Origin of the sequence: Marinobacter sp., assembly GCF_052091845.1 — a bacterium.
Classification (GTDB): domain Bacteria; phylum Pseudomonadota; class Gammaproteobacteria; order Pseudomonadales; family Oleiphilaceae; genus Marinobacter.
The window spans coordinates 1-25,419 of the sequence record NZ_JBQDCO010000003.1; the positions used below are offsets into that span (position 1 = coordinate 1).

At 52.2% G+C, this 25,419-nt stretch carries 29 protein-coding genes and 1 tRNA gene; 19 read left to right on the top strand and 11 right to left on the bottom strand.

All coding sequences use genetic code 11. The features are described 5' to 3' along the window. Positions 1–1,631 (top strand): electron transfer flavoprotein-ubiquinone oxidoreductase (locus ACTHYN_RS01560; protein ID WP_441810738.1); only part of this gene is annotated, 1,631 nt, incomplete at its 5' end. 151 nt (positions 1,632–1,782) lie between these two features. Here ACTHYN_RS01560 and ACTHYN_RS01565 read toward each other — a convergent pair. From ACTHYN_RS01565 to ACTHYN_RS01590, 6 genes are all read right to left on the bottom strand, one after another. Next, on the bottom strand, positions 1,783–2,244 hold the full coding sequence (locus tag ACTHYN_RS01565; RefSeq protein WP_441810739.1) for an FKBP-type peptidyl-prolyl cis-trans isomerase: 462 nt from the start codon (positions 2,242–2,244) through the stop codon (positions 1,783–1,785). Positions 2,245–2,444: 200 nt separating this feature from the next. Continuing rightward, positions 2,445–3,011, bottom strand: a complete 567-nt coding sequence (locus ACTHYN_RS01570) for a DUF1285 domain-containing protein (protein ID WP_441810740.1) — start codon at positions 3,009–3,011, stop codon at positions 2,445–2,447. A 187-nt stretch (positions 3,012–3,198) separates the two neighbouring features. Continuing rightward, on the bottom strand, positions 3,199–3,648 hold the full coding sequence (gene sixA, locus ACTHYN_RS01575) for a phosphohistidine phosphatase SixA (RefSeq protein WP_441810741.1): 450 nt from the start codon (positions 3,646–3,648) through the stop codon (positions 3,199–3,201). Between the two features lie 26 nt (positions 3,649–3,674). Next, the gene (locus tag ACTHYN_RS01580; RefSeq protein WP_441810742.1) at positions 3,675–4,742 is read right to left on the bottom strand and encodes an NAD(P)H-dependent glycerol-3-phosphate dehydrogenase; all 1,068 of its coding nucleotides are present in this window, start codon (positions 4,740–4,742) and stop codon (positions 3,675–3,677) included. A gap of 63 nt (positions 4,743–4,805) precedes the next feature. After that, a complete protein-coding gene (locus ACTHYN_RS01585) occupies positions 4,806–5,297 on the bottom strand; it encodes an STAS domain-containing protein (protein WP_441810743.1) in 492 nt (163 codons plus the stop codon). A gap of 14 nt (positions 5,298–5,311) precedes the next feature. Continuing rightward, a complete protein-coding gene (locus ACTHYN_RS01590; protein ID WP_441810744.1) occupies positions 5,312–6,532 on the bottom strand; it encodes a PP2C family protein-serine/threonine phosphatase in 1,221 nt (406 codons plus the stop codon). 113 nt (positions 6,533–6,645) lie between these two features. Between ACTHYN_RS01590 and ACTHYN_RS01595 the strand changes: the two genes are divergently transcribed. Beyond that, positions 6,646–8,133, top strand: a complete 1,488-nt coding sequence (locus tag ACTHYN_RS01595) for an HD domain-containing protein (RefSeq protein ID WP_441810745.1) — start codon at positions 6,646–6,648, stop codon at positions 8,131–8,133. Here the strand turns inward: ACTHYN_RS01595 and ACTHYN_RS01600 are convergent. Next, positions 8,123–9,166, bottom strand: a complete 1,044-nt coding sequence (locus tag ACTHYN_RS01600) for an NAD(P)/FAD-dependent oxidoreductase (protein ID WP_441810746.1) — start codon at positions 9,164–9,166, stop codon at positions 8,123–8,125. The genes ACTHYN_RS01595 and ACTHYN_RS01600 overlap by 11 nt on opposite strands. Before the next feature lie 117 nt (positions 9,167–9,283). Between ACTHYN_RS01600 and ACTHYN_RS01605 the strand changes: the two genes are divergently transcribed. From ACTHYN_RS01605 to ACTHYN_RS01650, 10 genes are all read left to right on the top strand, one after another. Next, positions 9,284–10,240, top strand: a complete 957-nt coding sequence (locus ACTHYN_RS01605) for an acyl-CoA desaturase (RefSeq protein ID WP_441810747.1) — start codon at positions 9,284–9,286, stop codon at positions 10,238–10,240. Beyond that, positions 10,237–10,704: a nuclear transport factor 2 family protein gene (locus ACTHYN_RS01610; protein WP_441810748.1), complete on the top strand. Its 468-nt coding sequence runs from the start codon at positions 10,237–10,239 to the stop codon at positions 10,702–10,704. The genes ACTHYN_RS01605 and ACTHYN_RS01610 overlap by 4 nt, the downstream gene beginning before the upstream one ends. Then, positions 10,701–11,501 (top strand): SDR family NAD(P)-dependent oxidoreductase, encoded by an 801-nt coding sequence (locus tag ACTHYN_RS01615; RefSeq protein ID WP_441810749.1) that lies wholly within the window; start codon positions 10,701–10,703, stop codon positions 11,499–11,501. The genes ACTHYN_RS01610 and ACTHYN_RS01615 overlap by 4 nt, the downstream gene beginning before the upstream one ends. After that, positions 11,498–12,763, top strand: a complete 1,266-nt coding sequence (locus ACTHYN_RS01620) for an NAD(P)/FAD-dependent oxidoreductase (RefSeq protein ID WP_441810750.1) — start codon at positions 11,498–11,500, stop codon at positions 12,761–12,763. Before ACTHYN_RS01615 ends, ACTHYN_RS01620 begins: the two co-directional genes overlap by 4 nt. Before the next feature lie 2 nt (positions 12,764–12,765). Further along, on the top strand, positions 12,766–13,650 hold the full coding sequence (locus tag ACTHYN_RS01625) for a DUF1365 domain-containing protein (protein WP_441810751.1): 885 nt from the start codon (positions 12,766–12,768) through the stop codon (positions 13,648–13,650). Continuing rightward, entirely contained in the window at positions 13,638–14,912 is a 1,275-nt protein-coding gene (locus ACTHYN_RS01630; protein WP_441810752.1) for a class I SAM-dependent methyltransferase, read from the top strand. Before ACTHYN_RS01625 ends, ACTHYN_RS01630 begins: the two co-directional genes overlap by 13 nt. Beyond that, positions 14,909–15,427: a DUF2878 domain-containing protein gene (locus ACTHYN_RS01635; RefSeq protein ID WP_441810753.1), complete on the top strand. Its 519-nt coding sequence runs from the start codon at positions 14,909–14,911 to the stop codon at positions 15,425–15,427. Before ACTHYN_RS01630 ends, ACTHYN_RS01635 begins: the two co-directional genes overlap by 4 nt. Next, positions 15,427–16,170: a hypothetical protein gene (locus ACTHYN_RS01640; protein WP_441810754.1), complete on the top strand. Its 744-nt coding sequence runs from the start codon at positions 15,427–15,429 to the stop codon at positions 16,168–16,170. Before ACTHYN_RS01635 ends, ACTHYN_RS01640 begins: the two co-directional genes overlap by 1 nt. Before the next feature lie 81 nt (positions 16,171–16,251). Then, complete coding sequence (gene xthA, locus ACTHYN_RS01645; RefSeq protein ID WP_441810755.1) at positions 16,252–17,064, top strand: exodeoxyribonuclease III; 813 nt, start codon at positions 16,252–16,254, stop codon at positions 17,062–17,064. Positions 17,065–17,082: 18 nt separating this feature from the next. Further along, positions 17,083–17,712, top strand: a complete 630-nt coding sequence (locus ACTHYN_RS01650; protein ID WP_441810756.1) for a TetR/AcrR family transcriptional regulator — start codon at positions 17,083–17,085, stop codon at positions 17,710–17,712. 6 nt (positions 17,713–17,718) lie between these two features. On the opposite strand, the gene ACTHYN_RS01655 is transcribed toward ACTHYN_RS01650, so the two are convergent. Then, positions 17,719–18,135 carry a phasin family protein gene (locus ACTHYN_RS01655; RefSeq protein ID WP_441810757.1) on the bottom strand — a complete coding sequence of 139 codons (417 nt, stop codon included), beginning with the start codon at positions 18,133–18,135 and terminating at the stop codon, positions 17,719–17,721. A 389-nt stretch (positions 18,136–18,524) separates the two neighbouring features. Here ACTHYN_RS01655 and ACTHYN_RS01660 point away from each other — a divergent pair, with 389 nt between their 5' ends. Together ACTHYN_RS01660 and hemH are read left to right on the top strand one after the other, a co-directional pair. Further along, a complete protein-coding gene (locus ACTHYN_RS01660; protein WP_441810758.1) occupies positions 18,525–18,953 on the top strand; it encodes a TIGR01244 family sulfur transferase in 429 nt (142 codons plus the stop codon). Positions 18,954–19,000: 47 nt separating this feature from the next. Next, positions 19,001–20,110, top strand: coding sequence for a ferrochelatase (gene hemH, locus ACTHYN_RS01665; protein ID WP_441810759.1), 1,110 nt, complete (start codon positions 19,001–19,003; stop codon positions 20,108–20,110). A 379-nt stretch (positions 20,111–20,489) separates the two neighbouring features. On the opposite strand, the gene ACTHYN_RS01670 is transcribed toward hemH, so the two are convergent. Continuing rightward, positions 20,490–20,580: transfer RNA gene (locus ACTHYN_RS01670), tRNA-Ser, on the bottom strand. Positions 20,581–20,837: 257 nt separating this feature from the next. Between ACTHYN_RS01670 and ACTHYN_RS01675 the strand changes: the two genes are divergently transcribed. From ACTHYN_RS01675 to ACTHYN_RS01695, 5 genes are all read left to right on the top strand, one after another. Continuing rightward, the gene (locus ACTHYN_RS01675; protein ID WP_441810760.1) at positions 20,838–21,554 is read left to right on the top strand and encodes a Bax inhibitor-1/YccA family protein; all 717 of its coding nucleotides are present in this window, start codon (positions 20,838–20,840) and stop codon (positions 21,552–21,554) included. Between the two features lie 101 nt (positions 21,555–21,655). After that, positions 21,656–22,072 (top strand): sulfurtransferase complex subunit TusD, encoded by a 417-nt coding sequence (tusD, locus tag ACTHYN_RS01680; protein ID WP_441810761.1) that lies wholly within the window; start codon positions 21,656–21,658, stop codon positions 22,070–22,072. A gap of 2 nt (positions 22,073–22,074) precedes the next feature. Further along, a complete protein-coding gene (locus ACTHYN_RS01685; RefSeq protein WP_441810762.1) occupies positions 22,075–22,425 on the top strand; it encodes a DsrE family protein in 351 nt (116 codons plus the stop codon). A 35-nt stretch (positions 22,426–22,460) separates the two neighbouring features. Beyond that, positions 22,461–22,742: a sulfurtransferase complex subunit TusB gene (gene tusB / locus ACTHYN_RS01690; RefSeq protein WP_441810763.1), complete on the top strand. Its 282-nt coding sequence runs from the start codon at positions 22,461–22,463 to the stop codon at positions 22,740–22,742. Between the two features lie 3 nt (positions 22,743–22,745). Continuing rightward, positions 22,746–23,072: a TusE/DsrC/DsvC family sulfur relay protein gene (locus ACTHYN_RS01695; protein WP_441810764.1), complete on the top strand. Its 327-nt coding sequence runs from the start codon at positions 22,746–22,748 to the stop codon at positions 23,070–23,072. 40 nt (positions 23,073–23,112) lie between these two features. On the opposite strand, the gene ACTHYN_RS01700 is transcribed toward ACTHYN_RS01695, so the two are convergent. After that, positions 23,113–24,312 (bottom strand): DUF445 domain-containing protein, encoded by a 1,200-nt coding sequence (locus ACTHYN_RS01700; RefSeq protein ID WP_441810765.1) that lies wholly within the window; start codon positions 24,310–24,312, stop codon positions 23,113–23,115. A 320-nt stretch (positions 24,313–24,632) separates the two neighbouring features. Beyond that, positions 24,633–25,220: a Fe-S biogenesis protein NfuA gene (nfuA, locus tag ACTHYN_RS01705; protein WP_441810766.1), complete on the bottom strand. Its 588-nt coding sequence runs from the start codon at positions 25,218–25,220 to the stop codon at positions 24,633–24,635. Between the last annotated feature and the right edge of the window lie 199 nt (positions 25,221–25,419).

Sequence of the window (25,419 nt, forward strand, 5' to 3'; positions counted from 1 at the left end):
TTGATGTTCTTATCGTCGGCGGCGGCCCTGCTGGCCTGTCGGCAGCTTGCCGTGTGATGCAGTTGGCACAGGAAGCCGGCGAAGAACTAACCGTTTGTGTGGTAGAAAAAGGTTCAGAGATCGGCGCCCATATCCTGGCCGGTACTGTATTTGAACCGACGGCTCTGAATGAACTCTTTCCAGACTGGAAAGAAAAAGGCGCCCCCCTGAATACTCCGGTTACCCGTGATGATATTTTCCTGCTGAAAGACCAGGAGAAGGGAAACAAAATCCCGAACGCGTTTGTTCCTAAAAACATGCACAACCACGGCAATTACATTATAAGCCTTGGAAATCTTTGCCGTTGGCTCGCAGAACAAGCGGAAGCTCTGGGTGTGGAGGTTTACCCGGGCTTTGCCGCAGCCGAGACTATTGTTGAAGACGGGCAAGTTAAAGGCATTCTTACCGGCGATATGGGTGTTGCCGCTGATGGCTCCGAAAAAGACGGCTACATGGCCGGCATGGAGCTGCGGGCCAAATACACCCTGTTTACAGAGGGTTGCCGTGGCCATCTGGGCAAGCGCCTGATTAGCGATTTCAAACTGGACGAAGGCAAAGATCCCCAGCATTACGGCATAGGTATTAAAGAGCTGTGGGACATAGACCCAGACAAGCATGAGCCTGGTCTGGTTGTACACACGACCGGCTGGCCATTGAGCGAAAGTGGCACCACTGGTGGTTCTTTCCTTTACCACCTTGAAAACGGCCAGGTTTATGTGGGCCTGATTGCTGACTTATCCTACAGCAACCCCCACCTGAGCCCGTTTGATGAAATGCAACGTTTGAAGCTTCATCCGGAATTCAGTAAATATCTGGAAGGCGGAAAGCGAGTATCCTACGGTGCCCGTGCACTGGCAAAAGGCGGTTACAATTCTCTGCCGAAAATGAGTTTCCCCGGTGGTCTGTTGTTGGGGTGCGATGCGGGCACCATGAACAGCTCCAAGATTAAAGGGTCGCATACGGCTATGAAATCTGGCCTGTTGGGTGCAGAGGCAGTATTCGAAGCTTTGAAAAACGGCCAGTCTGGTGAGGAAATTACCAGCTTTGCGGATCGCTTCGAGAAGAGCTGGCTCTATAAAGAGCTTTTCGACGAGCGTAACTTCGGCCCGGCCATGCACAAGTTTGGTAACTTTGTCGGTGGCGCGCTTGCTTTCTTCGAGCAGAATATTCTGCACAGAAGCCTGCCGTTTACTCTTCACGACACAACGCCAGACTACGCAACAATGAAGCCTGCGTCTGACTGCAAAAAGGTGGATTACCCCAAGCCGGACAACAAGTTGACCTTTGACCGCCTGTCGTCAGTGTTTATTTCCAACACTAACCACGCTGAAAACCAGCCGGTTCACTTGAAGTTGACCGACCCGGATATTCCTATCAAGGAAAATCTGCCAAAGTACGATGAGCCCGCTCAGCGCTACTGCCCTGCCGCGGTTTATGAAGTGGTTGAGAAGGACGACGGTAGTGGCAAGCAGTTCCAGATTAACGCCCAAAACTGTGTGCACTGCAAGACCTGTGATATCAAGGACCCGGCACAGAACATCACCTGGGTGACGCCGGAAGGTGGCGGTGGGCCGAATTACCCCAACATGTAAACTGACTGGCCTTAAGCGTTAATTCAATTAATGCAGGAAAAGCGGAGATGCGGTTAAAACTGCATCTCCGCTTTTTTATGGACACTTTCTTTTTCTTTAAATACAAAAAAAGGCCCCCATAGGAGCCTTTCTTGAACCGGTTTCTACACTCTTAGTGAGCGTGACCGTGTTCCTGTTCTTCGTCAGTGGCATCGCGAGCTTCAAGTACTTCTACATCGAAGTGCAGGGTTTCGCCAGCCAATGGGTGGTTCGCATCAATAGTGACCGTTTCTTCGTTCACTTCCACAACACGAACTACCTGAGGGCCACCCGGGGTTTGTGCCTGAAACTGCATACCTGGCTCGATGCTATCTACGCCTTCAAAGGCGGTGCGCGGAACTGGCTGAACCAACTCTTCGTTAACTTCGCCATAACCTTCAGCCGGCTCTACAGAAACCTTTACCTGGTCGCCTACGGTCTTTTCGGTCAGTGCACTTTCCAGTCCACCGATGATGTTTTGTGCACCTTCAAGATAAGCCAGCGGCTCGCGGCCTTCGCCACGGGAGGAGTCCAGCTCTTCCCCCTGGTTGTTGGTGAGCGTGTAGTTGATGGTGACAACGCGAGGTTGGGCCATGTGATCTCCTTGAGTGTCGCAATGACTGTATGTTTGATTAAAGGTAATCGCAAGTAGTCATGAACAGCCAAACTGAACAGAGGGACTAACGACAACTGGGCCTCGTTAGAGAGCCAGGCTCGTAACAAGCATGAAAACACAGTTTAACAACTGAGTTAGTGCGTTTTCTACCGTCCTTTCTGGGGGCGCACCAAACCTTTTCAACCGCTCTGGCCGATTTTGTAGAAATTTCCATGGCTGAATACGCCCAGCACGGACTTTCCCTCTATCTTTTGCTCCACAACATGCTCTGCCAAATCGTAGTAAGCGGCGGTGACAAGCCGGGCATCCACTCCGTGACGCACCCGTATGATTGGCCGGGGCTGTGCCGAGTCTTTGTAGCTATCGACCTTGAGCGGGTGCTCATCACCCACTTCAAGGGTTTCACCTACGTTGGTTGTCAGCTTTATGATCTGCTGCTCACCGGTGCCCGTCACCTCAAGTGAGTGGGCAAGCAAGGGCGTATCCTCTACCTGAATTCGCCATTTCTCTACAGGTGTTAAAAGGTAATACTGGCCGTCATCCTCACGGCGGAGAATGGTGGAAAACAGTTTTACTATTGCTTCCCTGCCCATTGGCTCGCCTTTGTGAATCCACAGCCCGTCTCGGCTGATGCGCAGATCCATCTCTCCGGAAAGCTCGGGGTGCCACTGCTCTAGCGGAGGTTGGCTGGTATTTTTCGTGGTTTTCGCCACTTGCTCGATGAGGTTTTCCGGATTCTGGCTCATAGCTATCCTCTGTATAGCGGGAATTTACAGACCGCGCTGCGATTCGTGGCGCAACGGCACAGCGCCAGGGTTGGGGCTGGGGTTGGGAAAGGGGCGTGAAATCCGCACCATAACCGAACTTATCAGCCCTGCCGGAAGCACCATCTAAGCTCAATCAATAAAAGTGGCTCTTGCAGTGCTCACGCAGTCAGGGCAAAAACTGGGTTTTCAAGTCTGCACAGCCAGGGCCAACCACCGGCATATCCAAAACAACGGCCTGAGCAGTCATGAACGGAAGGCCATGCCGGTGTCCATCTACCAGTAACGTAGACAGACAACCTACCAAAGGCATGTGAGAAACCAGCAACAATGGTGAATACTCGTTTTCAAGGAGTGCATCCAGGCACAGCCCCGGATCATCTTCAGGTGTGATAAACGCCTTTTCTTCCACAGGGCAATTGAGGATTTCGGAAACTATAGCGGCTGTTTGTCGCGCCCGTACGTAAGGGCTGCTCCAGATTTGCTCAGGCCGCCAAGGCGACGTTGCAATTTTAGTGGCGCACTCTGCAACCTGTTGGCGGCCAGCTTCGGTGAGCGCTCGCTCTTGATCCAGCGAATGCCAGCCAGCCTCACCATGGCGCATGATAAGCAATTGCACAGCTCACCTCCCCCGGAGTTATTCCGTTATTCAGCGATAGTCCGCGGCAAAATAAATTCTACATCCGAGTTCTGTACAGACATCATCAGACTATTGATCACCGCTTTGATGGACGCATCCCGATATAAAATTTCATAAAGGCCCCGCACCAAAGGCATGTAGATGCCAATCGTTTCGGACTTTTCTTTCACCAACTTAAGAGTGTAAATGCCTTCAGCCACCTGGCCCAATTCAGCCACTGCATCGTTCAGTTTCTTACCCTGTCCAACCGCATGGCCAATTCTGAAGTTTCGGCTTTTTGAAGAGGTGCAGGTAACGATTAAATCACCCACTCCTGCCAGACCCATAAACGTCATAGGGTTGGCTCCCAAGCTGACCGCAAAACGGCTCATTTCCGCCAGCCCGCGGGTAATCAGCATAGCTTTGGCATTCTCACCCATATTCATGGCCGACGCGAGGCCTGCCACAATGGCATAAATGTTCTTCAGGGCTCCCGCTAGCTCAACGCCATAAATATCAACGTTGGCGTACACACGAAAATACTCGCAGCCAAGCAGATCCTGAACGGTGCGCCGTACATCCGGATCCTTGGCTGCAATCACTGTTGCTGTGAGATCGCGGTTTACAATTTCGCTGGCCAGGTTTGGGCCACTTAATACACCAATACGGCAGCGAGGGATTTCTTCTTGCAGTATTTCGCTCATCAGCTTAAAGCCATGAGCTTCAATACCCTTGGTCAGGCTGACGACAATCTGCCCTTCCCGGAACTTGCCGCTGTTCTCCCGAATCACAGTGCGAAAGGCTTTGCTCGGTATGGCAACAAATACAATTTCTGCTTTGTGTACAGCGCCTGCAAGGTCTGTGGTGGGCTGGATATCACCTTTAATTTCGATACCGGGCATATAGCGGCTGTTTATGCCGGTTGTACGAATTTCTTGCACTTGGGCTTCGTCGCGCATCCAGAAGTGAACCCGATGGCCATTATCTCCGAGTACTTTTGCCATGGCAGAACCAAAGCTGCCGCCTCCAAGAACCGCTACATCGTGTACCAGCTCTTGGGCACGGTTTGCGAGAGGCTCATTTTTTTCAGGCATAGTTCTTCCGTTTGTTTTGAATCAGGTCTGAATCTTCTGATTCAGGATACCAGGCGCGGCGAGTCAACCGGGCTCTTCACATTCCAGGGCACGCACCAGATTCTTGAACTCTTCCCGGTTTTGCTGGTTCAGCCCCATAAGTACTTTATGGGCATCCAACACCTTGTCGCGAACGTCTTTTTCGCTGGCCCTCAGCACAGGTATTTCTTCCAAATCTTCAATACGTGAAGCAGGCTCACGAACAATAATGAAGATTTTGTCGAAACCCATGGAGGTGATAATACGGGTAATGTCCGGATTGGTGGAAATCAGCGTGGGTAAAAAGTGGCTTTGCTTTTTGGCTGCCATGGCTATCTTGGCAAGCAGGCCGAGGGTGGTACTGTCGATAATGTCGGTCTCGGTGAGATCAATCACCACCGTTTTAAATTGCGGGTCCAGGGTGATGGAGTCAACCAGATTGTCCAGCGTACAACATAAGTTCAGCCGGATTTCTCCAATAAACTTCAGGACGTATATGCCCTGTTTTTCAGCTTGCAGGATTTTATAACCAGCCATGTCTCACACTGCCACTATTTCAACGACGAGTTTTTAGACACTGAATTTGTATCAGTCACTGTCACAATACCGATATCGTCCGGTAACTCTGTGATCTCGTCGAGATTGAGAGCCTCGCTAAGAGATGCGACAGTGTGACGACCTCCAGATACGAGTTCAAGTAGTCTCTGCTCCTTTTCATCAAGACTCTGTTGATCAATGACTTCAAGGATTCCGTCCGAAAACAGGATCAAATGGAATGGCTTGGCCAGAGGCACCTTGTACACCTCCCACTGTGGCGACTCAAACAACCCCACAGGCAGACCGCTGCCCTCCAGAAAAGAAGTCTCACCACCTTCAAACGACAGTACCGGCATCGGAAAGTGGGCACCGACCGCATATTCCAATGTACGTTCATTTAAGGAGATTATACCAACAAACACGGTAACATGTTTCCCCAGGCCGGTATCGAGCAACTCCGAGTTGATACGCTCAAGAAATCGATCGGGATACCGGATGTCGTCGCTGGACCCCCGGCGAAAGTTTCGCTGCAACCGATTACTGAGGTTTTTCAAAAGTACGGTTACAAACGCGGAGCTGGCGCCATGGCCAGACACATCGGCAATGTAGACCAGTGTTTTATCTTCAGTAAGGGGGAAATAATCGAGAAAATCCCCACTCAAATACAGCGATGGCTTTATCAGATGGTCTACGTAAAGGCCCCCGGCATATTGCTCTTTTTCTGGCAACATGCGCATTTGTACCTTACGCCCTGCTCTTTGGTCGGCTCGCAACTCGGCGATTCCGTCTCTCAAATCTCTGTTCGCATCCTCCAGCTCTTGTCTGTAAAGCTGATTCAGACGGCGGACCCGCACCCGCTCGAGCAGCTTGCGAATAACATCGCCCAACGCATTTTTATCGTTGCAGCAGGGCTTGAGCACGAAATCCGAGGCACCGGAGCGAATAGCATCCACCACCGCTGTGCTCGATTCTGCCGCAGAGCAAGCAACGATGGGGATATATGTTTCTGTTCCATCAAGACTGTCTGCCAACTCGCGGATGCCCGCCGGAGCGAGGTCTGCAAAGATAATGTCGGGCGTGTTATCGTCGAAAGACGCGATTGCGGAACCTGGATCAGGGAAGCCAACGGCGTAAAACCCCTTCGTTCCCAGATAGCGGGCAAGCTCTGAGCGTGCCTCGTCTTCTGCATCAATAATCAGTATACGAATTAATAGGCGCCCGTTGCGCGAGGTCATGGCTGCTGCCCTAAGCTACTAGCGTTAAACGAAAAATGGTGTGTCAAATCCTATTTTGGCATGCCACTGTGATATAACAAGGCCAGTTTGATGAAATCCGGAGATTCCTGCGAATGAGACGAGCGGTAAACGACCTGTTGGGTGCCTATGACAAGTTGATCATGGACCCGGTTCACGGCGCAATTCCACTGTACCGGCATGAAATTCAAGTGATCGACCACCCTCTGTTTCAGCGACTGCGCAACATTTGCCAGAACGACATATTAAGCCTTGTGTTCCCTGGTGCAACCCACTCCCGCTTCCTGCACAGTATCGGTGTAATGCATGTGGGCACCCGTATGTTCCGCTCCATGATTGATGCCTACCTCCGGGAGCGCCAGCTCAGCGAGCAAACTGACCTGAGCCTCAGCCAACTGGATGCCATCGACTATCTCGCCAAAACGATACGCCTTGGCTGCCTGTTGCACGACAGCGGGCACTCCAGCTTCTCCCATCAGTTCACCCAGGCCCAGCGCATCCGCAATTTGATGTCGCGGCCCGGGCGGTTTGCCGATTTATGGGAGGGCGTGGACTACTCCGACTATCACCGCACAGAGCCCGAAGAACTCGAGCATGAGCACTACTCTGTGCGGGTCGCGCACGACGTGTTGTCGGCGATAGACCTTGAGGGCGCTGGCCTTCACGCCCGCGATGTAATGGGCATTATGGAAACCACAGAGGTCACGCCAAGCGATACTTTCTGCCGTCATGCCCGAACGTTCTGGAGATTTATCACCGGCGGCAATGCCGAAACGGAATCACAAATCAGCGAAAACATTCCGCAGATGGTTTTAGGCCTGCTTTCATCCATCGTATCAGGAGAAATTGACGCTGACCGTGCCGATTATATGCTGCGGGACGGGTTTCACTCATCGGTAACCATAGGTGGACTGAATCTCGACCATTTATTGAGCAATCTTCGCTTTGGCTGGGATGAATCAGAACCCTGGCTGGGGCTGGCCATCACCCAGAAAGGCCTCGGGGCTCTTGAGGATTTCATTTACAGCCGCTATCAGATGTACCGCAAGGTGTATGCTCACAAAACGGCGCTGGGATTCGATTGGTTGTTGCGTGAAGCCATTAATGAAGTACTTGAAGACCCGGAAAGCTTTGAGTGGATAGACACGTGTTTAAGCGATATGCAGTACTTTGCCGAGTTAACCGACAGCTTTTTCTGGGAAGCGTTTCGAAAGGTTGCACGCAAACGACCGGAAAGCTTCTCTTTCTGCATTGTTAACCGGGTAAAGCTAAACCATCTGGACACCCGGGAAGACCTTACAGACAGCGGCATTACCGGACACAGCGTTTGGCTTGCAGAAGCGATGGGGTTAAACCCGGCTCACGTGGTCACCTGCTCTATGCACGCCCGTTTCTCCAGTATTCAAGACAATTTCAATGGCATCAAGGTGTTGACCCGGGACCCGGTTCACCGCACACGGTCCCTGAAGAAAATTACGGATGTAAGCGCTTTTTTCAGTAAGTTCAACGACGGCACCATTACCCACTTCTATACGCGGCCCGATATAACAATAGAGGTTGTTAGGCAGGGGCCTACTGGTTAGTTGCGCTCTCCGCGCACGCGCTCACCAAGCTAGAGGCGCTGTCGAACGCGCCCTCTACCCTGCCACCACTGAGCCAGTCGCCCGCAAGGCCAATGCCCTGCCCTTTAAACCACAAGTGGCCGGGGTTGTTGCCACCCTCAGAACGGGCATACAGCCAGCGGTGAGTAACTGTGTCTGTCACGGCGGCTTTGGCACCGGTCAACGCCCGGAAAGCTGCAATCAGCTCTTCTGCAACCTTTGCGGGCGCGGTATCTATGTGTCGCTCAGTCCATTCTGCGTTCGCATGCAGAACCCACCATACGCCAGCACCCTCCTTGTTTTCACTGTTACGCCCAGGCTTGCTTGAATTGTTAGCCACCCAGTAAAGCGCCGGATCCGTGCAGCGCATGCCTTCATGATGAGGCCAGGGGTTTTCATCAAAGTGAACAGCCACGGCCCAGCATGGCAGCACCCGGCTTATCGCATCATTAAGCTGTGCTGCAAGTTCGGGCAGGTTGCTCCGGGCAAGCAATTCTCTGGCTTGAGCCGGCGGCGCGGTAATAATCACCTGATCAAACTCTCCCACCGGTTGACCGGCATCATCAAACGGAAGCCAGTTTTCGCCAGCGCGGACAAGCCGTTCAATCCGGGTGCCGGAAACAACTTTTACGTGTGCGGATAAAGCACGGGAGATCGCTGTCATCCTCGGCGTTCCCACATAGCGATGCTCGTTTGGAAATGCCTGCCATTGACCCTCTGCACTCTGGAACCCAAGCCGGGCCCTCCAGGGGGCGAAACAGCTGTCGCCGGCAAAAGCAGAAAGAAACGGTAAGAAGTCCGGGTTGCGTGCAGTGAAATACTGCGCGCCTATGTCGGCCGAGCCATTGCTTACCCGTTTTGCTGCCAGCCTGCCACCGGGGCCACGGCTTTTCTCGAAAACAGTGACCTCATGGCCCTGCTGTTTGAACTTAATGGCTGTAGTTAGTCCAGCAATGCCTGAACCAACAATCGCTATTCGGCGTACATCTGTCGTACGAAGTGTCTCATTAAACATGATTTATAGTGCATCCAGTTACAGTGCTAAGAGCGTACAAATTTTTAACAGGTGGCGTTTGATTAGACCAAGCTTCTCGCCAATCAGATTTAATTTAAAGATAAGGGCAGCCAGGGTATGACCCGAGTGCAAGGTTTATTTATTAACATTCTGAGGTGGTTCGATTCCGAAGCGGGCTCGGATCACATCGACGCAACCTCCCGCTCCTTCAATTTTGTACGTGTCATTCCGTTTCTGGCTTTGCATCTGGCTTGCCTTCTGACCCTCTACACCGGGGTAAGTGCGTTTGCGGCTGGTTTTGCAGCCGTATTTTTCTTTATTCGCATGTTCGCCATTACCGGGTTCTATCACCGCTACTTCGCCCACAAAACGTTCAAAACCAGTCGGCCTGCACAATTTGCATTTGCCTTGCTCGGTGCCAGTGCCGCTCAGCGTGGCCCGCTTTGGTGGGCCGCCCATCACCGGCACCATCACCGGCACTCTGACCGGGAAAAGGATCTGCACTCTCCCCACCAGGGCGGTTTTTGGTGGTCGCACATGGGCTGGTTTACCTGTGATGCAGGTTTTATTACAGACGAGCGACGAGTTCGAGACTGGCTAAAGTTCCCTGAACTCAAGCTTATCAACCGATTCGACGCTTTAGTACCCGCTGCCTCAGCCCTTCTGATATATGCCTTGGGGGAAGCACTTGCGGTTTGGGCTCCGGGGCTTGGCACCAACGGGCCGCAAATGCTTGTATGGGGCTTTTTCATGTCCACTGTTGCATTATTTCATGCCACCGTGTCTATAAACTCACTTTCCCACGTATGGGGCAAACGCAGGTTCAATACCACCGACGACAGCCGCAACAACTTCTGGCTGGCCATGCTGACCCTGGGCGAGGGCTGGCACAACAATCACCACCGCTGGCCCCAATCCGTTCGCCAGGGGTTTCGATGGTACGAGATTGACATTACTTGGTACGGGCTTTGGATGTTGTCAAAGTTCGGCATTATCTGGGAGCTAAACCCGATTCCCCGCCGTATTCAGGAAGAAACCCGCCAACTTGATCAACTAGGGAGGGTGCACAAATGACCACCGTGCCACCGATTGAAGTAGGTCGTCCGCACTCTGCTGTGCCCGTCACTTTGGAGCGCTTCAGGCGCCTGTTTAACGAGCTTGATAAAGGCAACCTGAACAAGCTGACAGATGTGTACAGCGAAGACATAGAATTTCAGGATCCGCTTGGTTACGTAAAAGGCCTTGACGCCCTTACGCACTATTTTGCTGGCTCCTATGCGAACGTCATTTCATGCCACTTTACCTTTGAAAGCGCAGTGATACAGGAAAGCTTTGCCTCTTTGCCGTGGGTGATGCACCTGCGCCACAAACGTATTCGCGGTGGACGCGAAATACAAGTATCCGGCATTAGCCATCTCGAAATCAAAAGCGGAAAAATCTGCTATCACCGTGATTATTTTGACGCCGGCCAGTTGTTGTACGAAAACCTGCCGATCATTGGCGGCGTTATACGCTGGGTAAAGGGGTATGCAGGATGAGCAACCGCCTTACAACACAATCCAATGTCTGGATTACCGGCGCCAGCTCTGGCATTGGTGAATCCATAACCCGCGCCCTGATCCGGGGAGGGCATAATCTGGTTATTACCGGGCGCAGAGCCGGGCCTCTTGAACAGATACAATCCCTTGCGCCGGAGCGAGTCGCACTCGCCGCCGCGGATACCACCAACAAAGAGCACCTTCAATCAATTGCACCCGTGCTCGAATCACACGGCAATCTGAACGTTGCCATTCTCAACGCCGGTACGTGTGAGTATCTCGACATTGCTGATTACAGCAGTGACGTGATCGAAAAGAACCTACAGACCAATGTGATTGGCACAGCCCGCTGCGTAGAGATCGCCCTGCCCGCTCTAAGGCGCACCCGGGCAAAAGGGTTGCCCGCCACGCTCGTTATTGTGGGTTCTTCAGCCTGGTGGTTTCCGTTTGCGCGCGCAGAAGGCTACGGCGCTTCAAAAGCGGCTTTGGCCTATTTTGCACAGAGCTTGCGGGCAGATCTTGCTGGCGAAGGTATTGATGTGGTTTTGGTGTCACCCGGCTTTGTGAAAACGCCACTCACCGAGCGCAATGATTTCCCTATGCCGTTTCTGGTAACTGCCGCTGATGCTGCCGAACGCATCATCAGCGGCCTTGCCAAGGGCCATACCGAGATCGCCTTTCCGAAGCGCTTTACTTGGATTTTGAAGTGTTTAAATACCCTGCCTCAGCCATTAATTGATCGGATGGCGGCTTCCATGGCCCGGAAAAGCTCCAATGAACAGGAACCAAAGGAATGACCAACGAACGTCAGCGTATTGCTGTAATTGGCGCCGGTGTATCTGGCCTCACGGCGGCATGGCTTCTCGCTGAAAAGCACGATGTAGAACTCTTCGAGGCGGGCGATGTCGCCGGCGGCCATACCAACACCGAGTATGTAGAAGCCGGTGGACGTATCTGGCCCGTAAACACGGGGTTTATCGTTTTCAACGACTGGACCTACCCAAACTTCATGCGCTTGATGGAACGCCTGGGAGTACCGTCTGAAGTCAGCGAAATGAGCTTCAGCGTGGATAACAGCTCAACCGGCCTGCAATACAATGGCACCAGCCTGAACACCCTGTTTGCCCAACGTAAAAACCTGATGAACCTGCCATTTCTGAATATGATTCGGGAGATTCTGAGATTTAATAAAGAAACCCGGGCCGACTTGGCGGCCGGCAAACTGCAACGTGCTGAAACCCTGGGTGAGTACCTGAACCGAAACGGCTACTCGCGGTATTTCAGGAATAACTACATTGTGCCCATGGGGGCCGCGATCTGGTCGGCACCGGAACTTGTGCTGGAGCAGTTTCCGGCAAGGTTCTTCCTGCAGTTTTTCAACAATCACGGCATGCTGTCTGTAGACGATCGCCCAACCTGGCGGGTTATTTCCGGTGGCTCGGCGCAGTATGTGAAAGCCATGATGGAGCGCCTGGGCGACTGCACACGCCTGAACACACCCGTGCAAACAGTGAGCCGGAGCGAGAACGGCGTTACAGTTAAAACTGCGGACCAGGCCCACACCTTCGATCAGGTTATTTTTGGCTGCCACAGCGATCAGGCGCTGGCAATGCTTGCCGACGCCAGCGATCGGGAACAGGAAATTCTGGGCGCCATTCCCTATCAGGAAAACGATGTGGTTTTGCATACAGACCGCAGCGTATTGCCAGACAACCCCAAAGCCTGGGCTGCCTGGAACTACTTTATCCCGAAGCATAGCACCGAGCCTGTCTCTGTTACCTACAATATGAACACGCTGCAAAACTTCCACGAGGCACCGGACACGTTTTGCGTCACCCTGAACCGCAGCCAACACATAGCGTCAGACAAGGTCATAAAACGCTTCAGTTACGCCCACCCTGTGTTCACTCTTGACGCGGTTGAGGCTCAGGGGCGCTACAATGAAATTGGCAATAAAAACCGTACCCACTATTGCGGCGCCTACTGGTTTAACGGTTTTCACGAGGATGGCGTACGCAGCGCACTGCGGGTAACCCGTGATTTCGGCGTGGAGCTCTGATCATGACCAGCCAGTGGTTACAAGGCTCAATCAGGCACAGGCGCAGGTATCCGGTTCAGCACCAGTTTGAATACAACACAGGTATGTTGGCACTGGATACCGACGAGTGGCATCAGGTAGCCAACGTCAGCCCGTTTTTGTCCCTTGAGCGATTCAATTGGGTGTCACTGAAACGTAAGGACTATTTCCAGCCAGAGGCAGGCAGTTTATCCCAGGCCATACGCTCGCATGTTGAAACTGCCACCGGCTGGCACCCTGATGGCCCAGTAGAGTTGATCACCCACCCACGTTACGTCGGTTATGTGTTTAATCCGGTGAGTTTCTACTTCTGTTATCGTGCCGGGGAAAATGGTGCCAACGGCAATGTTCCCGCCGTTATCCTGGCACAAATAACCAACACTCCGTGGAACGAACGTCATGTGTACTGCCTGGAAACCGTTGGCACCGAAGCCAATCCGGCTGGCTGGCGAACCGAAAAATTCCGATTCGCCAAGCGCTTTCATGTGTCGCCGTTCAACGCCATGGCGCAACACTATGAGTGGACGTTCAGCTTCCGCGGGCCGGAACTGAGAATTCACATGAATGTGCTGGAAGAAGGCAAAAAGCATTTTGATGCCACTCTGGTCGTCCACCGAACCCCACTTACACGTAAAGCCCTTCATGGAAGCTTGCGACAGTTCCCTGTAGAAGCGATCAAGGTGGCTGCCGGTATCTACTGGCACGCCCTGAAGCTGAAAATCAAAGGTACTCCGTTCTACACACACCCGGACAAGCTTTCAGAGCGCGACCAGGCCCACAAGTTGGGAAGCGGTGACCAAGGAACAGACGTAACCGATACGGATAACGCAAACAAGACCCGAGGAAAGGTAAGCTCATGGAGAACCTGAACACACCCGCCAGTCGTTCCGCCAACCCCCGGGAAAGTTTCTCTCTTGCGACCCGGGTAGCCAGAAAACTCGTCGTTCAGCAACTCCGGCAGTTGCGCGAAGGCACCTTAACCATCCGGGAAACCGGTATGGAGGACCGGATGTTTGGCGATGGAAACCTCGATCATCAGCCGGCGGAGCTGATCATCCACCATCAGAGCACCTGGCGGGACTTGTTAACCGGCGGAAGCGTTGGCGCGGCCGAAGCATACGTGGCCGGTGACTGGTCATCTCCAGACCTGGTGGCACTGCTCCGCTTTTTTACCCGCAATATCGACCGCATGAACGAGTTTGAGGACAAATTCAGCTGGGTAACCAAGCCTGCACTAAAAGGCCTGCACTGGCTGAACCGCAACACCAAAGATGGTTCAAGAAAAAACATCAGTGCCCATTACGATCTGGGCAACGATCTGTTCGAAACCTTCCTCGATCCGACCATGATGTATTCTTCGGCCATTTACCCAAATGAGAAGTCAACGCTGGAAGAGGCGGCGACTCACAAGCTGGATACCATTTGCCGAAAGCTGGATTTGCAAGCCGGGGATCAGGTCATCGAGATAGGAACGGGCTGGGGCGGCTTCGCAATACACGCAGCTAAATACTATGGCTGTCACGTAACCACCACCACCATTTCCAAAGAACAGCTTGAACTTGCCCGTGAGCGCGTACGCAGCGAAAGCCTGGAAGAAAAAATCACCCTGCTGTTCAATGATTATCGTGATCTGGCAGGCAAATTCGACAAGCTGGTGTCCATCGAAATGATCGAAGCCGTAGGGCCGCAGTTTCTGGACAGTTACTTCAGCCAGATTAACGGCCTGCTGAAGCCAAATGGCCTGGCTCTGGTTCAGGCCATCAATATGCCAGAGCAGCGTTATCAACGTGCCCTGAAGAACGTCGACTTTATTCAGCGCTTTATTTTCCCCGGAAGTTTCATTCCATCGTTTGGCGCCATATTGGAATCCGTGCGTAAAGAATCGAATCTGGTGCTGGCCCACTCAGAGGACGCCGGATTTCACTACGCCCGCACACTCCGGGACTGGTGTGACCGCTTTATGGCCAGCCATGAAACGCTTGATTCCATGGGTTACGACCACGCATTCCGCAAGCTCTGGCACTTCTACTTTGCCTACTGTGAGGCCGGGTTCAGCGAGCGTGCCATAGGCGTATCACAGTTGGTTTTCGCCAAACCCGGTAACAAACAGCAGAGCATTCGAAGCGAATGATTACTTCAGAATTAGCTCGCAACATTCTGAATTTCTTACTATTTCAGATTGGTTGGTTTGCCTGTATCTTATACCCCAACCTGCTCGGCCCGGCATTGGTTCTGTGTTTCCTGCTCGTTCACTTTTTAGTTGTCAGCCAGAACCGCTTTACAGAACTCCAGTTTATCGGCCTGGGGACACTGGTTGGCTCGTTACTCGATGGCCTCTGGTTTCGACTCGGGGTATTGGACGATGGCACAGGCGCAGCGCTTATAACGCCACCGTGGCTGGTCGCCATGTGGGCTATTTTCATGACCACACTTAGCCACTCCCTGAACTGGATTAGCCGAAAAATCCGGCTCGCTTTTGTATTTGCGCCCTTTGCCGGGCCTTTCGCTTATTGGTCCGCCAGCAGAATGGGTGCGGTAGAGTTCCCGGAACTGGCCTTTTCACTTATCGCTCTGGCCCTTGGCTGGCTGGTGGTGTTTCCGGCGCTATTGCTGGCTCGAAAATCACTTTTCCCGGAGTTGGCATAGTGACCCTCATACCAAGGTATTTGTCTGTTTTAGCTATTGCAGCAACGCCAGCAACCGCAGATGTTTTTCAATTTGCCGGTGCGGCTGAAAACCCGGATGGAGAAGCCCTCTATGAAGAGCAGCACAGAATTGAGGGCGCCTGCGAGAATGGTGTGTTTCAGCCAAAAACCCACAGTGTGTTGTATGTTCGACAGGCGGATGAAGGTAGTGAGACATTCGCTGAAAAAGAGCTGGATTACAGTCGATCTGACACCCGACCGACCGTCAATTATCAGCAACCGGACTTTCAGGAGTCCCTGAAAATATCTTATGCAGACACCAGTACCGCGAATATTGCCTGGCAGCAACCAAACGGCGATAAAATGCAAACCAGCGTGGATGTTTCAGAGGATCTTGTGGTCGATGCAGGTTTTGATAATTTCGTGCGTCAGAACTGGAATAAAATTGTAAACGGTGACTCCATCAGGTTCCGCTTTTTGGTGCCCGCCCGAGGGGCAAGTTACTCGTTTATTCTTGAGCCAGCCCCAAACCCGCCCGTGAACGCCGAGCACTTGGTGCAAATCCGCCCGGACAACGTCTTTCTCACGCTTTTGGTTGATCCGATTACCCTCGGTTATAATAACAAGGCCGCACTTGTAGCCTATTCCGGCCTTACCAATGTGCGCAAGAACGCCGACGAAAACTACACCGCAACTATTCGCTATACCGTAAGCCACTACCCGGAATGTGACCTCACTCCCTGAATCTGTCCCCTTTGGGAAGCCAGCACACCGGGTTCAATATGTTAAACTCCCGCCGCAACCAACGCCGGAGAATTTTCATACATGATGTTTGTGTCTTTTAACGCCAACAGTATCCGTACCCGACTGCATCAACTGGAAGCCCTGATTGAAAGCCACAATCCGGATGTTATTGGCATTCAGGAAACCAAGGTGAGAGACGAAGAGTTTCCGGCAGAGGCCATTCGCAAGCTGGGCTATCATGCGCACTTTCATGGCCAAAAAACTCATTACGGTGTTGCCCTTCTTTCCCGCGAAAAACCAGATCAAATCGTTAAAGGTTACTCGGGTGACAGCGACGAGGCTCAGCGTCGCCTTATTACCGGGCAATTCAGCGTGAATGGTGAAAAACTGACGGTAATCAACGGCTACTTCCCCCAGGGTGAAAGCCGGGACCACCCGGTAAAATTCCCCGCCAAAAAGCAGTTTTACGCCGACCTGATGGTTTACCTCGACGAGCTCAAGGCCCAGGGTGGCCACGTGCTCGTGATGGGAGACATGAACATCGCGCCAACCGACAAGGATGTAGGTATAGGCCCGGACAATGCCAAACGCTGGCTGCGCACCGGTAAATGCGCTTTTCTCCCTGAGGAGCGGGAATGGCTCAGCCAGATTGAGGGCCGGGGTTACACCGACATTTTCCGCCACCTCCACCCGGAAGATACGCAGACATTCAGCTGGTTTGATTATCGTAGCAAAGGCTTTGACAAAGACCCCAAACGCGGCCTGCGTATCGACCTTATTTTGGCCAACGACAGCCTGCTATCCAAAACCAAAGAGTCGGGCGTGTCCCTGGGCTTTCGCGGAATGGAGCGACCATCCGATCACTGTCCGGTTTGGGCAACGTTTGACCTGTAAGGACTGGCTGGCCACAACATGAAAAAAATAAAAACCCGGGATCGTATACTTGGTGCCAGCCTGGCCCTGTTCAATAACCAGGGCGAGCCCAACGTGACAACACTGCTGATCTCGGATGAGCTGGATATAAGCCCCGGCAATCTGTATTACCACTTCAAGAGCAAGGGCGACATTGTAGAGGAGCTGTTCTCAGCGTTTGAAGCGGAGATGATAGATCTGCTTGCGGTGCCGGATGACGTTGATATCAGCCTCGACCAGCAGAGCTTTTTTTTGCACCTGTTGTTTGAAGCCGTGGCCAGATATCGGTTTTTATATCAGGATCTGGTTAACGTACTCTCCCGTTATGAGCGCTTGCAGGTGCGCTTCAGGCGAGTTTTGAAGAAGAAAACATCGGCTTTCAAAAGCATTTGCGAAAGCCTGCGGCGCCAAAAAATAATGACTATTGAGCCAGATGAACTGGATTCCCTGTGCGAGCAGTTAACCTTAACGGCCTGCTATTGGAGTGCTTTTGATACGCTCTCTCACCTTGACGACCGTGAGTCTGTCGACCCCGGGCGCGGTGTCTACCAGATGATGCACCTGATGCTGCCCTATTTCGAACCCGAGCACCAAGCGTATGCAAAGCTGATCAGCCAGGAGTATCTCTAAGAGCCGTTACTCTTCTTCATCCACGCCGCTGGCGTTTTTCAGCACGGCCAACTCGGCCTCCAGCATTTCTATTCGCTTCTCAAGCGATTCAATGTCTTCCTTGCGATGAATGCCCAACCGACGTAACGCCCCGGAAACCCGCTCATCGAACAGATGCTCTAACCGGTCCCAGGTACCCGTTGCCCGTTCACGGACACCCTCAACGCGACCCTCGACTGAACGGATCTGCTTTTCTACCGCCCCACGGGTTTTATTTTCCAGTTGCTCACCTTCCTGAACAAGACGGTCAAAGAACCGGCCAGTGTCTTCTTCTGCCTTGGTGTAGGCTCCGAGACCTGCAAGCCAGATTTGACGGGCAGAATCCTTTATTTTTCCGGCCAACTGCGGATCGTTTTCGGGGTTCTTGTCGTTTTCATCTGACATGTAACAACCTCTGGGAAGGGAAAATGCACTATAAACGCTATTATATTACAGCTTGCCGTTAAATTCAGTCGCTCTGAAAGTCGCATAGCCACAAGGCTTAGTATAAAGATGCGTTGCATATGACAAAATGTTTCCAGGTAAACGCAGCACAGACTTGAAGTGTTCAAAATATAGTCAATACTTGCTTATACCGGAGTCCCTGCTGACGCCGGTTTGTCTGGAAGTCTGTATGGATACTACTCGCACGCCTCTGCCCGGCGCTCCTGCCGGGCCTTTTTTGGAAAATTTATAGCGTTTTTAGCCTCCTGACTCCGCATCTTTCTGACAGATGCCATTAGCTGTGAGATGATAAGGACATCGCTCATTTGCCGATTCCGGAGATAAACCACATGGATATCCGAAAGATCGATGACACCCTTTCTGTTGCCCCGCAAATCGCTTATGCCGATGTGGCAGAGGCAGCAAGGCTTGGCTTCAGAACACTGGTTGCAAACCGCCCGGATAAAGAAGAGTTTGGTCAGCCCGCCATGGCAGATATTGAAGCTGCAGCCCGTGAAAACGGTATGACCTGGGTATACATGCCAGTTGAATCCGGCAATATTTCTGATGCCGACGTTGATCGTTTTGGCACAATGATCCAGGATTCGGACAAACCCGTATTAGCTTTCTGCCGATCCGGCACCCGGTGCACCGTGCTTTGGGCGCTCAATGCCGTGCGCACCGCTCCCGCCTCGGAGGTACTCAGCAAAGCGAACAACGCAGGATACGATATCAGCGGTCTTGCACCGCGCATGGCGCAGCAGGCTGAAAAACAGTAATTGTGTCGTCCGGCTTCAAACGATCACCCCTCAGGATTCACCCTTTCATGCAATACAAAGGCACAGAGAACTTCCGGCACAATCAGCCGGAACGGATTGGCGTGCTGGTCACCAACCTTGGTACGCCAGACGCCCCAACCGCCTCCGCTTTACGGCGTTATTTGGGAGAATTTCTTTCCGATCCGAGAGTTGTTGAGCTACCGCGCCCATTATGGTGGCTGATACTGCATGGCATCATCCTCCGCATTCGCCCCAAGCGCAGCGCAGCGGCCTATGCCAGCGTATGGCAGCCGGAAGGTTCTCCGCTGTTGCTCCATACAGCAAAGCAGGCCGGAGGTATCCAGGACGCCCTTAAAAAGAAATACGGTACGGATGTGGTCGTGGGCTTTGCCATGCGTTATGGCAATCCGTCTATACCAAGGGTGCTCGATGAAATGCAGCAGCAGAGCGTGAGAAAACTGCTGGTGCTGCCACTATACCCACAGTATTCCGCGTCTACATCGGCCTCTACTTTCGATGCCATCGCCAAAAATTTCGCGACACGCCGCTGGCTGCCCGATTTACGCTTTATTTCCCATTACCCGGACTACCCGCCTTATATCGAAGCGATGGCCAAGCACATTGAAAACCACTGGTCGGAACACGGGCGCAACCAAAAGCTGGTTTTGTCCTACCATGGAGTGCCTTTGAAATATCTCACCAAGGGCGACCCATACCACTGCGAGTGTCATAAAACGTCAAGACTTTTGGCCCAACGGCTGGGGCTGACAAAGGAAGACTATATCACCAGTTTTCAGTCACGTTTTGGGAAGGAAGAGTGGCTCAAACCCTATACCGACGAAACCCTTAAAGCGCTTCCTGAGCAGGGGGTAAAATCCATTGACGTGTTTTGCCCCGGCTTTTCATCTGATTGCCTGGAGACCATCGAAGAGATTGATGAAGAGAATCGCGGGTACTTCATGGACGCAGGCGGTGAGGCGTTTAGCTATATCACCGCATTGAATGCCACACCCGGCCATATTGACGCACTGGTACAACTGATCGAAGACAATCTGCAAGGCTGGTCGTTACCGGACAATCAGCCGGAGACACTGGCCGCGCGCCAAACGTGCTCAGACGAGCAAAAAAACGCTGTTTATCCCGGCCGGGACCTTTAAAAAAGGCCCGGCGCTCTACCCTTCCGCTGAATCCTTCTGTTCCATACTCGCTTGTTCCCAGGGCAAATCAGCTGCCGCCGCTCTTTAGGGGCGGTACGCCTTTTTATGCGCAAATGATAATAGAAAACACTGCTATTTGGAAGTGATTCTCGAACATGTGCCTGGAACGGCAATCCGCACATAAAGAGAGCTGGGGGGATTACCTAACCACACAACCCATGGCTATCTGCCGGCAAAGAAAGGCGCGACTATTAAGGCGTGGAATCGAAGAAAGTAAAAAGGGTACTAGGCAACGGTATATAGAGAGAGTACGGGAGAATTTGTGGCTATGTTCGCGGCTTTGGAAAGGTCTTTCAACTGCCTGTATTCAAGGGAAAAATGGCGGTGGGCCAGGGATTCGAACCCCGGGAAGGCTACAAACCTTCGGCGGTTTTCAAGACCGCTGCATTCGGCCACTCTGCCAGCCCACCGTTTTTCCATTGCTGCCTTGCGACAGCGGGATGAATCATACCGGAATTGTCTGTGCTGTCAACGCCCTGGGAAAAACTCCATGAAGTTTTGAACATTAACAGCCTTTAATGGAATCTGACGCCCACTTTCCTGTCTTAAACGATTGAAAGTTCAGATTTCGACATTATTATGGACTGTGATTCTAGGTAATTGGCGTTCATCAGGCTCTGTGCCTGACGCCGGTAACCAAATAAGCTGGATTAAACCGGAGATCAGAATGCAAAACAGACAGTATAATGTTCAGCAGAACCGTAGCGGCTCGATAGCCCGCGGGTCCGCTACTGCACCTATCAGCGCATCGGCGACCAAGGTTTTGCGAAACACTTACACCCTGCTGGCAATGACACTGGTGTTCAGTGCAGCAATGGCGGGTGTTTCCATGTCCATCGGCCTCAGCCAGGGCGCAAGCCTTATGTGCAGTTTGGGCGCGCTTGCGCTGATCTGGTTTGTGCTTCCACGTACAGCCAACAGCTCTGCCGGTATCGCCGTTGTTTTTGCTTTTACCGGCCTGTTAGGCCTCTCTCTTGGCCCGATCCTTCTGTACTACCTGCAGCTCTCCAACGGCGGGCAAATTATTATGCAAGCCCTGGGCGGGACCGGCTTGGTATTTTTTGCTCTCTCAGGATATGTGCTAACTACCAAGAAAGACTTCAGCTTCATGCGCGGCATGCTGGTTGCTGGTCTTGTGGTTGTATTGGTTGCAGCACTGGGCTCTATGGTTGCCGCAATGTTTGGCGTTGAAATTACGGCAATCAGTTTGGCTATTAGCGCCGCAATTGTGTTCCTGATGTCTGGTTTCATTCTGTATGACACAAGCCGCATCGTGAACGGCGGTGAGACCAACTACATTATGGCAACAACTGGCCTCTACCTGAACATCTACAACCTGTTCGTAAGCCTACTGCACCTCATTGGTGCTTTCTCCAGCGACTAGTTCCCGGCATATTTGCCATTTGGCAGCTAGAGCAAAAACCCCGGCCTTTGCCGGGGTTTTTGCTATTGGTACACTTATTGTTTTAGGTGAGATGCGAAGTCATGGCCGATAGTCCACTGCAGAACTTTACCCTGGTGATAACCGGAGCGCCCTATTCTTCCCAGGCTCCTCAAACAGCGTTGGCGTTTGCGCGTGCGGCCATTGCAGGCGGGCATATACTGGATCGGGTTTTTCTTTACGGAGACGGCGTTCATCTTGCCTCGTCGCTTTCTACGCCGCCCCCAGATGAGACACACTGGCCTAAAGAATGGGCCGGGTTCCTGGAGCAGAACGCAGTTCCGGGGTCAGCCTGTATTGCATCCGCGCTAAGGCGTGGGCTGATAGACAGCTCAGAGCAACAGCGCTACCAGCTGCCCGCCAGCAACCTCCTCGAGCCTTTCATCATTGCCGGGCTTGGTGAGTGGGTTGAAAGCACTGTGGCTTCATCACGCGTTATTTATTTCCATTCCGGGGCCTGAGCATGAGCACATTAATTGTTATTGACCAGCCACCATATGGAACCTGGGTCGGGCGAGAAGCCCTCGATATGGCTTTTTCGCTTGCCGCATTTGATCAACCCGTATCGCTGTTCTTTACAGGAACAGGTGTCAACTGGCTGCGAAAAAACCAAAACACCAACGAAATTGAGCAAAAATCCGTGGAAAAAAACCTTTCCGCCGCGCCAATTTTTGGCGTGAGCAGTATTTACGCAGACGCATCGGCCTGCGCCCAATATGGGCTTACACAGGAAGACATGCTGGCCGGCGTAGCCATGATCCGAAACAGTACCGAACTGTTGCACCAACACACACTCACAACTTTTGCCGGTTAATGCCCAGGCACGCTCATTAAGAGCCGGAACTTATTATGACTCCCATCCATACTCTTCATATTTTGAACAAGGCGCCCGGGCACCCGCGCGCCACAACGTGTTTGAGCGCACTCAGGTCCGGCGACGCCCTTTTACTCACTGAAAACGCCGTGCTGGCACTACCAGCATTGGGAGGCGGCCCTCTCGTCCCTGTTTATGCCCTGACGCCAGACGCCATGGCTCGTGGCCTTGATCAATGCACCGACAAAGTCACCCTGGTGGACTACCCAACGATGGTAGATCTGACGGCGCGGGCCCAACATGTAATCAGCTGGTGATCTATGACAAACGCCAAAATGCCTGTAAGAAACAACGAGGGTTTTCTTGAAAACGCAAACGACTGGACAGCGGAAGCTGCTACAGTGATTGCCAAAGACGAGAACATAGACCTTAGTGAAAAACACTGGGAAATCATCAGGTTTCTGAGATCATTTTACAATACACATGAAATGTCGCCACCCTCCAACCGGTTGTTTGTGAAATCAGTTAAAGAGGCACTGGGCGAGGAGAAAGGGAACAGCATTTACATTATGCAGCTGTTTCCCGGCACCCCTGCAAAAACAGCCTGCCGAATTGCTGGCCTGCCGCGGCCTACAAACTGCCTGTAACGTTACCTGGAGCATCAATCAGGGTTGGGTGGCGGCACCGTTATAGCGGCAAGTAAGTGAACGCAAGCAACTGAATCACCCCTGCAAGTGCGCCAAATATACCGCCAATAAACATGAGCTTAACCTCTTCCTCGCGAAAGGCAGGGCGAAGTATGTCCTGAAATTCCGCTGGCCGAAGGGCTTTCATTTGGCCAGACAAAACGCTCGTAACAATCGGGGCCCGATCTTTGTTGAAATCAGGATCACTGAATACATCGTAGGTCGCAAGCACTGCCTGTTGATTCATCGCTTTTTTCAGCTCAGTGTAGCCGCTCATTCCAACGGTCATCTGGGCACTGAGTTTCATCAACACAGAGTTGTCCAGCAAAGGTCTCAGGTGCTTTTGTATAATAATTCGGGTGCGATCGCCCCCTCTGCCATTAATCATGGCATCCGCCACTTTTTCTACTGTAAGAAATTCTTCCGCGACCAGCTTTGCCCAGATATCGCTGATTTCGGGCTGGCGCCGTAAAAATAGCCCCTGAATTTTCCAGAATAAAAACCGGCGAGGTTTCAGTGGCGCAAAGATCAAATTGATGGCAAGCCAGTTCGTTATAAACCCAATCACAAACCCGCCAACAGGCAAAAGCCAGGGCTTTGGATAGAAAAACCAGACAGGGGCGAGAAAGCAACCCAGAATCCCGCCGACAATAGCCCCGCGATTGATGACTGATTTGAGCTCTACGGAACCTGCTTGTTTGAATATGCGGTTCATCAGATCCGGATGTTGCTTCAACTCTCGACTCAGCAATGCTTTAAGGTCGACCAACTCATCAAGGTCATCGCCGAAATCATCAACCAACCCCTCGACTCGTGCTGGCAACTGCTCCCTTGCCCACCGGTAAATCCGCCGGCGCAGGAATAAGGGCAAATTGTCCCAAAGCACCGGCTGGATATCGTACATCACCTCATCAATATACTCATCGAGCCTGGGCGTTACCTGGGAGACAACCTGCTCGACAATACGCTGGGGCTCAAGTTTCTGATACACCGCGTTCAGGTCGCCGAACTGCCGGAGTGTCCGATCGATACAAATGTGGGCCATTTTCTCGGACTTGCGGGGAATAACGCCTTGCCAGCCAATACCCCCAGCGCCCACAAACTGCACTGGATAAAAGGACATTTGTATGGCGAGCCAGTTGGTAACCCAACCCGTCCCGGCGGCCACAATGGGTATAGACAGAAGCGCAGCGTCAAACAAATAAAACCCCGATTATGCAATTGCAGACAGTAAACCTGCAGGTTATGCCATTTATAGTCGAGCGGGCCAGCAGCTACCGCCTCTGTTTATGGAGCAGATAATGGAACAGCCAGATATGTGTAACATTGGCCGAGCCGCCATTGTCTGTCAGAAAGTGGAGCTGAGTAATGACTGGAAGTGTCTTGTGGAGTTAAGAGAGGTCTTTCTCAGTGCTATTGTATGGGCGCTGAGCTGTATGAGCGCTAAGCGGCGGCCAAGGGATTACGGTTCCGGAAATGCCTGCAAATGCGGCAGGCATTCCCGGAATCGCGTAAACGTGCTTACTGGTAGTAGGCGTTTTCAGTCTGTGTGTGGTCTGTCACATCACGAACCGCTGTTATTTCCGGCACCCTGTCGGTGAGCGTTGTTTCAACACCCTGCTTCAACGTCAAGCTGACCGCTGAACAGCCCTGACAACCGCCACCAAAACGCAAAACGGCCACGGATTCGTCAACAATCTCAACTAACGACACATCGCCACCGTGGGCTGCCAGGTTGGGGTTAATTTCCGAAGCCAGCACGTAGTTCACTCTGTCTGGCAAGGGCGCGTTTTCATCAACACTTGGAACCTTTGCATTCGGCGCTTTGATAGTGAGCTGGCCGCCCATCTGATCTTTGGAATAATCCACATACGCTTCCTCCAGGAAGGGTACGGAATTGTGATCCAGGTATAAGGTGAATTTTTCCAGATCGACCTGTTCGTCAGTCGGCACAATTTCGTTAGGCGGGCAGTAAGCCAAGCAGGTTTCAGCATTTTTGGTGCCCGGCTGTGTTACGAAAATTCGTACCCCCATGCCTTTCACATCCTGCTTTTCAATAAGTTGCGCAAGATAATCCCGTGCGGGATCTGTCACAGTAACCAATGCCATGTTTTCAACCCGTTGGTAAGTTTAGATTCATTTTAAGGGAGTTCGCGGCAACATGAAAGACCAAGTAAATTAGTAGGTCTTTCGCCGGGAAATAAATTCGCCTTTATCACGTATCCGGCACACTGAACTTGACGCAAGTAAAGAATAACTGACACCAGCACTACGACGAACTTCAGCAATTTTGATATAGTCGCGTGTT

Coding starts and splice junctions, on each gene's coding strand:
- ACTHYN_RS01615 (WP_441810749.1), top strand. CDS start 10,701: ATGAGCAACCGCCTTACAACACAATCCAATGTCTGGATTACCGGCGCC.
- ACTHYN_RS01630 (WP_441810752.1), top strand. CDS start 13,638: ATGGAGAACCTGAACACACCCGCCAGTCGTTCCGCCAACCCCCGGGAA.
- ACTHYN_RS01660 (WP_441810758.1), top strand. CDS start 18,525: ATGGATATCCGAAAGATCGATGACACCCTTTCTGTTGCCCCGCAAATC.
- ACTHYN_RS01595 (WP_441810745.1), top strand. CDS start 6,646: ATGAGACGAGCGGTAAACGACCTGTTGGGTGCCTATGACAAGTTGATC.
- ACTHYN_RS01565 (WP_441810739.1), bottom strand. CDS start 2,244: ATGGCCCAACCTCGCGTTGTCACCATCAACTACACGCTCACCAACAAC.
- ACTHYN_RS01570 (WP_441810740.1), bottom strand. CDS start 3,011: ATGAGCCAGAATCCGGAAAACCTCATCGAGCAAGTGGCGAAAACCACG.
- ACTHYN_RS01585 (WP_441810743.1), bottom strand. CDS start 5,297: ATGGCTGGTTATAAAATCCTGCAAGCTGAAAAACAGGGCATATACGTC.
- ACTHYN_RS01655 (WP_441810757.1), bottom strand. CDS start 18,135: ATGTCAGATGAAAACGACAAGAACCCCGAAAACGATCCGCAGTTGGCC.
- ACTHYN_RS01695 (WP_441810764.1), top strand. CDS start 22,746: ATGACAAACGCCAAAATGCCTGTAAGAAACAACGAGGGTTTTCTTGAA.
- ACTHYN_RS01590 (WP_441810744.1), bottom strand. CDS start 6,532: ATGACCTCGCGCAACGGGCGCCTATTAATTCGTATACTGATTATTGAT.
- ACTHYN_RS01650 (WP_441810756.1), top strand. CDS start 17,083: ATGAAAAAAATAAAAACCCGGGATCGTATACTTGGTGCCAGCCTGGCC.
- ACTHYN_RS01605 (WP_441810747.1), top strand. CDS start 9,284: ATGACCCGAGTGCAAGGTTTATTTATTAACATTCTGAGGTGGTTCGAT.
- ACTHYN_RS01610 (WP_441810748.1), top strand. CDS start 10,237: ATGACCACCGTGCCACCGATTGAAGTAGGTCGTCCGCACTCTGCTGTG.
- xthA (WP_441810755.1), top strand. CDS start 16,252: ATGATGTTTGTGTCTTTTAACGCCAACAGTATCCGTACCCGACTGCAT.
- tusD (WP_441810761.1), top strand. CDS start 21,656: ATGGCCGATAGTCCACTGCAGAACTTTACCCTGGTGATAACCGGAGCG.
- tusB (WP_441810763.1), top strand. CDS start 22,461: ATGACTCCCATCCATACTCTTCATATTTTGAACAAGGCGCCCGGGCAC.
- ACTHYN_RS01600 (WP_441810746.1), bottom strand. CDS start 9,166: ATGTTTAATGAGACACTTCGTACGACAGATGTACGCCGAATAGCGATT.
- nfuA (WP_441810766.1), bottom strand. CDS start 25,220: ATGGCATTGGTTACTGTGACAGATCCCGCACGGGATTATCTTGCGCAA.
- ACTHYN_RS01635 (WP_441810753.1), top strand. CDS start 14,909: ATGATTACTTCAGAATTAGCTCGCAACATTCTGAATTTCTTACTATTT.
- ACTHYN_RS01580 (WP_441810742.1), bottom strand. CDS start 4,742: ATGCCTGAAAAAAATGAGCCTCTCGCAAACCGTGCCCAAGAGCTGGTA.
- ACTHYN_RS01625 (WP_441810751.1), top strand. CDS start 12,766: ATGACCAGCCAGTGGTTACAAGGCTCAATCAGGCACAGGCGCAGGTAT.
- ACTHYN_RS01675 (WP_441810760.1), top strand. CDS start 20,838: ATGCAAAACAGACAGTATAATGTTCAGCAGAACCGTAGCGGCTCGATA.
- hemH (WP_441810759.1), top strand. CDS start 19,001: ATGCAATACAAAGGCACAGAGAACTTCCGGCACAATCAGCCGGAACGG.
- ACTHYN_RS01620 (WP_441810750.1), top strand. CDS start 11,498: ATGACCAACGAACGTCAGCGTATTGCTGTAATTGGCGCCGGTGTATCT.
- ACTHYN_RS01685 (WP_441810762.1), top strand. CDS start 22,075: ATGAGCACATTAATTGTTATTGACCAGCCACCATATGGAACCTGGGTC.